Annotated in this window: 3 protein-coding genes; all 3 read right to left on the bottom strand. The window is 70.3% G+C overall.

The features are described 5' to 3' along the window. Positions 1-46: 46 nt before the first annotated feature. Positions 47-2,749: a pyruvate dehydrogenase (acetyl-transferring), homodimeric type gene (gene aceE, locus AB0N07_RS49655; RefSeq protein WP_365847429.1), complete on the bottom strand. Its 2,703-nt coding sequence runs from the start codon at positions 2,747-2,749 to the stop codon at positions 47-49. Positions 2,750-3,009: 260 nt separating this feature from the next. Further along, the gene (locus AB0N07_RS49650) at positions 3,010-3,633 is read right to left on the bottom strand and encodes a GntR family transcriptional regulator (protein WP_266954484.1); all 624 of its coding nucleotides are present in this window, start codon (positions 3,631-3,633) and stop codon (positions 3,010-3,012) included. A gap of 373 nt (positions 3,634-4,006) precedes the next feature. After that, on the bottom strand, positions 4,007-5,079 hold a 1,073-nt coding region (gene sucB, locus AB0N07_RS49645), incomplete at its 5' end, for a 2-oxoglutarate dehydrogenase, E2 component, dihydrolipoamide succinyltransferase (protein ID WP_365847427.1).

Here is a 5,079-nt window from a genome sequence, read left to right as displayed (position 1 = left end):
GGTAGGAGGGCGCATATGCCCTCCTACCCGCCGCAACGGCCGACTTCTACAGTCCGTACTTCTCCCGCGCTTCCTTCACGGCAGTCGCCTTGACCTCGCCGCGGCGGGCCAGCTGGGCCAGGGCCGCGACGACGATCGACTGGGCGTCGACGCCGAAGTGGCGGCGGGCCGCCTCACGGGTGTCCGACAGGCCGAAGCCGTCCGCGCCGAGCGAGGAGTAGTCCTGGTCCACCCACTGCGCGATCTGGTCCGGGACCTGCCGCATGTAGTCGGAGACGGCCAGCACCGGGCCCTCCGCGCCGTGCAGCGCCTGGCGGACGTACGGCACGCGCTCCTCGCCGCGCAGCAGGGCCGCGTCGGCCTCCAGGGCGTCGCGCCGCAGCTCCGTCCAGGAGGTCGCCGACCAGACGTCGGCCGCGATGCCCCACTCCTCCGCGAGCAGCTTCTGCGCCTCGAGCACCCAGTGGATCGCCGTACCGGAACCCAGCAGCTGGATGCGCGGGGCGTTGGCCACCGGCGAAAGCCCGGCCGACTCCGCCGTGTTGAAGCGGTACAGGCCCTTGACGATGCCCTCGTCGATGCCGAGACCGGCCGGCTTCGCGGGCTGCGGCAGCGGCTCGTTGTAGACGGTGAGGTAGTAGAAGACGTTCGGGTCCTCGCCCGGCGCCGCCTCGCCGTACATACGGCGCAGACCGTCCTTGACGATCGTCGCCACCTCGTACGCGAACGCCGGGTCGTACGTCAGCGCCGCCGGGTTCGTCGCGGCGATCACCGGCGAGTGGCCGTCGGCGTGCTGCAGGCCCTCGCCCGTCAGCGTCGTACGGCCGGCCGTCGCGCCGACCAGGAAGCCGCGGCCGAGCTGGTCGCCGAGCTGCCACATCTGGTCGGCGGTGCGCTGCCAGCCGAACATCGAGTAGAAGATGTAGAACGGGATCATCGCTTCGCCGTGCGTGGCGTACGCGGTCGACGCGGCGATGAAGTCGGCCATCGAACCGGCCTCGGTGATCCCCTCGTTGAGGATCTGGCCGTTCTTGGCCTCCTTGTAGTACATCAGCTGGTCGCGGTCGACCGGCTCGTACGTCTGGCCCTTGGGGGAGTAGATCCCGAGGGACGGGAACAGCGACTCCATGCCGAAGGTGCGCGCCTCGTCGGGGACGATCGGCACCCAGCGCCTGCCGGTCTCCTTGTCGCGGACCAGGTCCTTGATCAGGCGTACGAAGGCCATGGTGGTGGCCACGTTCTGCGTGCCGGAGCCCTTGTCGAAGGAGGCGAAGGCCTTCTCGGCGGGAGCGGGAAGCGGCGCGAGCGCGTGCGAACGGCGGGCCGGGGCCGGGCCGCCGAGAGCGGCGCGGCGCTCCTTGAGGTAGCGGACCTCGGGGGAGTCGGCGCCCGGATGGCCGTAGGGCACCTGACCGTCGACGAACTGACTGTCCGAGATGGGGAGTTCGAGCAGATCACGCATCTTCTTGAACTCGTCCACCGACAGCTTCTTCATCTGGTGGTTGGCGTTCTTCGACGCGAAGCCCTCACCGAGCGTGAAGCCCTTGACCGTCTGGGCCAGGATCACGGTCGGGGCGCCCTTGTGGTCGAGCGCGGCCTTGTAGGCGGCGTAGACCTTGCGGGCCTCGTGGCCGCCGCGCGACAGGTGGAAACACTCGAGGATCTTGTCGTCGCTCAGCAGCTTCGCCATCTCGACGAGCGCCGGGTCCTTGCCGAAGAAGTCCTCGCGGATGTAGGCCGCGTCGCGCGTCTGGTACGTCTGCACCTGGGCGTCCGGCACCTCGCGCAGCCGGCGTACGAGCGCGCCCGTGGTGTCGAGCTGGAACAGCTCGTCCCAGGCGGAGCCCCACAGCGACTTCACGACGTTCCAGCCCGCACCGCGGAACTGGGCCTCCAGCTCCTGCACGATCTTGAAGTTCGCGCGGACCGGGCCGTCGAGGCGCTGCAGGTTGCAGTTGATGACGAAGGTGAGGTTGTCCAGGCCTTCGCGGCTGGCGAGTGCGAGTGCCGCCGTCGACTCGGGCTCGTCCATCTCGCCGTCGCCGAGGAACGCCCACACGTGGGACTGGGAGACGTCCTTGATGCCGCGCGCCGTCAGATAGCGGTTGAAGCGGGCCTGGTAGATCGCCGACAGCGGGCCGAGGCCCATGGAGACGGTCGGGAACTCCCAGAGCCAGGGCAGGCGCCGCGGGTGCGGGTACGACGGGAGGCCGTTGCCGCCCGCTTCCTGGCGGAAGTTGTCGAGGTGCGCCTCGGTCAGGCGTCCGTCGAGGAAGGCGCGGGCGTAGATGCCGGGGGAGGCGTGGCCCTGGATGTAGAGCTGGTCGCCCGAGCCGTCGGCCTCCTTGCCCTTGAAGAAGTGGTTGAAGCCGGTCTCGTACAGCCAGGCCGCGGAGGCGAAGGTGGCGATGTGGCCGCCGACGCCGTGTTTCGCGCCCCGGGTCACCATCGCGGCCGCGTTCCAGCGGTTCCACGCGGTGATCTTGCGCTCCATCTCCTCGTCACCGGGCACGCCCGGTTCGGCGGCGGTGGGGATGGTGTTGACGTAGTCCGTCTCGAGGAGCTTGGGCAACGCGACGCCGGTGCCCTCCGCGCGCTCCAGCGTGCGGCGCATCAGATACGCGGCACGGTGCGGGCCCGCCGCCTTGGCGACCGCGTCCAGGGAGGCCTGCCATTCGGCGGTCTCCTCGGGGTCCCGGTCGGGGAGCTGGTCGAGCTCGCTCGGCTGGATGGCGTTGGGGTCGGTCATGTCGCCGCCTTCCTCAGTCGAAGGGGGTTCCCTCATCGGTTAAGGGTTCGGGGGTGCCCTTGGTCTTTGGCAGGACAGGGCGCCAGGACCCTGGTGGAGGTCCGCCGGTGACTCTAACTCCCTGATCGATGATCGATCAAAGACTTGCGGGCAAAACTTCTCGATTTCGAGAAAGTAGGCACGCGGTGCCTTTCGGGTGGGCACCCGGTGCCGTGTTTTTCGGGGGTTTCCGCAGGTGAGCGTACGTATGCTCGGCTGTGTCAGGCCCGCGGCGCGCACCCCAGCACATGCGCCTTCACCAGTTCCGCGATCCTCGGGTCACGCCTGCGGAACGCCTGGACGAGCTCTTCGTGCTCCTCCGCGTACGACTGCTGCACCGTCCCCAGCCAGCGGATCGACAGTGCCGTGAACACCTCGATGCCGAGGCCCTCCCAGGTGTGCAGGAGCACGGAGTTGCCCGCGGCGCGCACCAGTTCGCGGTGGAAGGCGACCGTGTGCCGCACCTGGCCGGTGCCGTCGGCGTTGCGGTCGGCGTCGTAGAGGGCGACGACGTGCGGTTCCAGGGCCGAGCAGTCCTCCGCCAGCTTCTCCGCGGCCAGCTCCGCCGCGATCGCCTCCAGGCCGGCCCGGACCGGGTAGCTCTCCTCCAGGTCGGCCGCCGTCAGGTTCCGCACCCGCACGCCCTTGTTCGGCGCCGACTCGATCAGCCGCAGCGACTCCAGCTCGCGCAGTGCCTCCCGCACCGGTGTCTGGCTGACCTCCAGCTCGGTCGCGATGCGCCGCTCCACGATCCTCTCGCCCGGCTTCCAGCGCCCGCTGACGATCCCCTCCACGATGTGCTCGCGGATCTGTTCGCGCAGCGAGTGGACGACGGGCGCGGTCATGAGGGCTCCTTAGGGAGGGGCCGCCCATCGGCCCCTGGGGCGTTTGACGTTTAGACAATAAGGCCGCGGACGCCTTCGGGAGGGGCGCACGGGGGCGCTTTCATGCAGGTGAGACGAGACTTACACGCCCGGCAGACGGGCGCCGCCTGTAAAGACCCGCACCCTGGTACGGCCTGGTGGTCACCGCCGTGCCGGCGCCGGAACCGGCGGATGCCCGGGACGGACGGCGCGCGCGGTCACCGTGGCAGCGCCGGTTGGAGTGCTGCCTGCCGCGGCGCTCGCCTGTGCCGCCCTGCAGGGCCCGGCCGCTGGAAACGATGGTGCCCCCGTCCGGAGACTCCGGACGGGGGCACCCACGTACAGCCGTTGAGGCTTACAGGCCGAGCTCGACCTCGAACTCGCCCGCCTCCAGGATCGCCTTGACCGCGGTCAGGTAACGGGCCGCGTCGGCGCCGTCCACCAGACGGTGGTCGTAGGAGAGGGTCAGGTAGGTCATGTCGCGGACGCCGATGACCGTGCCCTCCTCGGTCTCGATGACCGCCGGGCGCTTGACCGTGGCACCGATGCCGAGGATCGCGACCTGGCCCGGCGGCACGATGATCGTGTCGAAGAGCGCGCCGCGCGAACCCGTGTTGGAGATCGTGAAGGTCGCACCGGACAGCTCGTCCGGGGTGATCTTGTTGGCACGGACCTTGCCGGCCAGCTCCGCCGTGGCCTTCGCGATGCCGGCGAGGTTCAGGTCGCCCGCGTGCTTGATGACCGGGGTCATCAGGCCCTTCTCGGAGTCCACCGCGATACCGATGTTCTCGGTGTCGAAGTAGGTGATCGTGCCTTCGCCCTCGTTGATCTTGGCGTTGATCGGCGCGTGCGCCTTCAGCGCCTGGGCCGCGGCCTTGACGAAGAACGGCATCGGGGAGAGCTTGACGCCCTCACGAGCCGCGAACGCGTCCTTGGCACGGGCGCGCAGCTTCATCAGACGCGTGACGTCGACCTCGACGACCGAGGACAGCTGCGCCTGCTCGTGCAGCGCCTTGACCATGTTGTCGCCGATGACCTTGCGGATGCGCGGCATCTTGACGGTCTGGCCACGGAGGGGGGAGGCCTCCAGGGCCGGAGCCTTCTTGGCAGCGGCGGCAGCCGGGGCGGCAGCGGCCGGAGCCGGAGCAGCGGCGGCGGCCTTCGCGGCCTCGGCGGCGGCGATGACGTCCTGCTTGCGGATACGGCCGCCGACGCCGGTGCCCTTGACGGAGCCCAGGTCGACGCCGTTCTCCGCGGCGAGCTTGCGCACCAGCGGGGTGACGTAGGCGCCCTCGTCGGTGGCGGCCGCGGCGGGGGCGGGCGCAGCCGGGGTCACCGGAGCCGGAGCGGCCGGCGCGGGCGCCGGGGCGGCCGGTGCCGGAGCAGCGGCGACCGGGGCGGGCGCGGGAGCCGGTGCGGCAGGAGCCG

The organism is Streptomyces sp. NPDC051172, assembly GCF_040682555.1.
GTDB lineage: Bacteria > Actinomycetota > Actinomycetes > Streptomycetales > Streptomycetaceae > Streptomyces.
Note: the sequence above shows the minus strand (reverse complement) of the source record. Positions and strands in the feature narration are given on the sequence as shown.

Excerpts from the sequence above, each read along its gene's own strand:
- aceE (WP_365847429.1), bottom strand. The coding sequence starts at position 2,749 with ATGACCGACCCCAACGCCATCCAGCCGAGCGAGCTCGACCAGCTCCCC.
- AB0N07_RS49650 (WP_266954484.1), bottom strand. The coding sequence starts at position 3,633 with ATGACCGCGCCCGTCGTCCACTCGCTGCGCGAACAGATCCGCGAGCAC.